This window comes from Aquabacterium sp. UBA2148, assembly GCF_002328915.1.
Classification (GTDB): Bacteria; Pseudomonadota; Gammaproteobacteria; order Burkholderiales; family Burkholderiaceae_C; genus Aquabacterium; species Aquabacterium parvum.
Map to the genome: position 1 here is coordinate 5,942 of NZ_DCXA01000108.1, position 2,764 is coordinate 8,705.

General features: G+C 66.1%; 2 protein-coding genes. Both read right to left on the reverse strand.

Annotated elements, in window-relative coordinates:
• The coding region (locus tag B2W70_RS05910; protein ID WP_414631031.1) for a curli production assembly/transport component CsgG at positions 1 to 642 on the reverse strand (642 nt) is incomplete at its 3' end.
• Positions 643 to 836: 194 nt separating this feature from the next.
• The gene (gene aspS, locus B2W70_RS05915; RefSeq protein ID WP_286743786.1) at positions 837 to 2,648 is read right to left on the reverse strand and encodes an aspartate--tRNA ligase; all 1,812 of its coding nucleotides are present in this window, start codon (positions 2,646 to 2,648) and stop codon (positions 837 to 839) included.
• Positions 2,649 to 2,764: the final 116 nt, after the last annotated feature.

Here is a 2,764-nt window from a genome sequence, read left to right on the forward strand (position 1 = left end):
GCCCAGATCGGTGCTGCGCGCCGAGCCCGTGGCCGCAGCCAGCTGCTCCGTGGTCTCGTTGTCGGTCAGCAGCAGGGCCACCTGCGCTTCCTTGAGCTTGACCTGCTCGAGCAGGCCCACCAGCCCGGCGATGTCGCGCAGCACCGGGACCGAGCCGACGATGCCGGCCAGGCCGCGGCCGGCGTCCTCTTCGCTGAAGGTCAGGCTGGGCGTGAGGGTGAACTGGGCTTCGTAGCCCTTGCCCTTGCTGACGGTGCTGTTGGAGCGGACGATGCCGGCTTCCTTGAGCTCGTTTTCCTGGATGGTGCTGCGCAGCCCGGCGGCGCGGTCCACCACGCGGAAGCACCCGCTTTGCTGGGCGATCAGCTTGATCAGGGGCACGGGCGAGGGCGGCAGCTGGTAGCTGCTGCGCATCGTGTAGCCATCCGGGTTCTCGGCCAGGGCCAGGGTGGCCACGGGGGCCGCGCAGGTCACCAGGCCGCTGTCGGCGCCTTGCGCACCTTTGGGGCCCGCCGAGCCCGTCACCACGGAACTGCCCTGGCCCAGCTCGGTCGAGGCTTGAGGCGGCTTGGCGTCCTTGCAGGCGCTCAGCGCCAGCAGGCAAAGGGGCATCAAGCAGGTGGCAAGGCGAGTGGGGGACATGGGGAGGCTCCTGAGTGAATGTGTTGGGTTTGCTCGCGCACGCCTCAAGGCAAGTGTGCGGCAGGTGCGGGGGGTCACGTGGCGCCGGGTGGCGACAAAGCGAGGCCGCAGCACACGGCTGTAGGCTGGTACGCCACAAAGAAAAAGGGCCACCCTTGCACAGGATGGCCCCGAGAGTTTACCGAGCGGTCAGGTCAGGCGGCAGGAGCCTGGCCGGCTTGCGCGGCCTGTGCGTTGCGCAGGCGGATGTGCAGTTCGCGCAGCTGCTTTTCGTCCACGTTCGACGGTGCGCCCGTCAGCAGGCACTGGGCGCGCTGCGTCTTGGGGAAGGCGATCACGTCGCGGATGGACTCGGCCTTGGTCATCAGCGTGACCAGGCGGTCCAGACCGAAGGCCAGGCCACCGTGCGGGGGCGCGCCGTATTGCAGCGCATCCAGCAGAAAGCCGAACTTGACCTTGGCGTCTTCGTCGGTGATGTTCAGGGCCTTGAAGACCTTGGACTGCACCTCGGCGCGGTGGATGCGGATCGAGCCGCCACCCAGTTCCCAGCCGTTGAGCACCATGTCGTAGGCCTTGGCGATGCACTTGCCCGGGTCCGTGTCCATGTAGTCTTCGTGACCGTCCTTCGGGGCGGTGAAGGGGTGGTGCACGGCGTTCCAGCGCTCGGACTCGTCGTCGTACTCGAACATCGGGAAGTCGACCACCCACAGCGGGGCCCAGCGGTCCTCGAACAGGCCGGCCTTCTTGCCGAAGTCGGAGTGGCCGACCTTCAGGCGCAGCGCGCCGATGGCGTCGTTGACGACCTTTTCCTTGTCGGCACCGAAGAAGATCAGGTCGCCGTCCTTGGCGCCTGTGCGCTCCAGGATCTTGGCGATGGCGGCGTCGTGCAGGTTCTTGACGATGGGCGATTGCAGGCCGTCGCGACCCTTGGCCACTTCGTTGACCTTGATCCAGGCCAGGCCCTTGGCGCCGTAGATCTTGACGAACTCGGTGTAGGCGTCGATTTCACCGCGCGACATGGTGCCGCCACCGGGCACGCACAGGGCCACCACGCGGCCCCCCTTGGTCGTGGCCGGGGTCGAGAAGACCTTGAAGTCCACGTCGGCCATCACGTCGGTCAGCTCGGTGAATTCGAGCTTGACGCGCAGGTCGGGCTTGTCCGAGCCGAAGCGGTGCATGGCGTCGGCGTACTTCATGACCGGGTAGGCGCCCAGGTCCACGTTCAGCGCCTTCATGAAGACGTGGCGGATCATGCCTTCGAACATGTCACGGATTTCCTGCTCGGTCAGGAAGCTCGTTTCAATGTCGATCTGGGTGAATTCAGGCTGACGGTCGGCGCGCAGGTCTTCGTCGCGGAAGCACTTGGTGATCTGGTAGTAGCGGTCAAAGCCCGCCACCATCAAGAGCTGCTTGAAGAGCTGGGGCGACTGGGGCAGCGCAAAGAACTGACCGTCATGGACACGCGAAGGCACCAGGTAGTCGCGCGCGCCTTCGGGCGTGGACTTGGTCAGCATCGGGGTCTCGATGTCGACGAAGCCGTGCTCGTCCAGGAACTTGCGCGCTTCCATGGCCACGCGGTAGCGCAGCATCAGGTTCTTTTGCATGTAGGGGCGGCGCAGGTCCAGCACGCGGTGCGTCAGGCGCGTCGTCTCCGACAGGTTCTCGTCGTCGATCTGGAACGGGGGCGTCACCGAGGCGTTGAGCACCTCCAGGGTGTGGCCCAGGACCTCGATCTTGCCGCTGGTGAGACCTGCGTTTTCGGTGCCGGCGGGGCGGGCGCGCACGACGCCGGTGACCTTCAGGCAGAACTCGCCACGCACGTCTTCGGCGATCTTGAAGGAGTCGGCACGGTCGGGGTCGAACACGACCTGAACCAGGCCTTCGCGGTCACGCAGGTCGATGAAGATCACGCCGCCGTGGTCGCGGCGACGGTGGGCCCAGCCCATCAGCGTCACGGTCTGGCCCATCAGCGCTTCGCTGACCAGACCACAGTAAGTGGTGCGCATTGTTGTTTGCTCCGAGAGGGGAGAAGGGAAAAATCGGGTAGCGGTGCCCGCCGAGCGTCAGGCGAACACCGAGAACCCGTGATTGTCGTTCAGGATTGGGGTGCCGTCGGCGGGGG

Bases quoted from the DNA above. Each gene is read 5' to 3' on its own strand.
- aspS (WP_286743786.1), bottom strand. From the start codon at position 2,648: ATGCGCACCACTTACTGTGGTCTGGTCAGCGAAGCGCTGATGGGCCAG.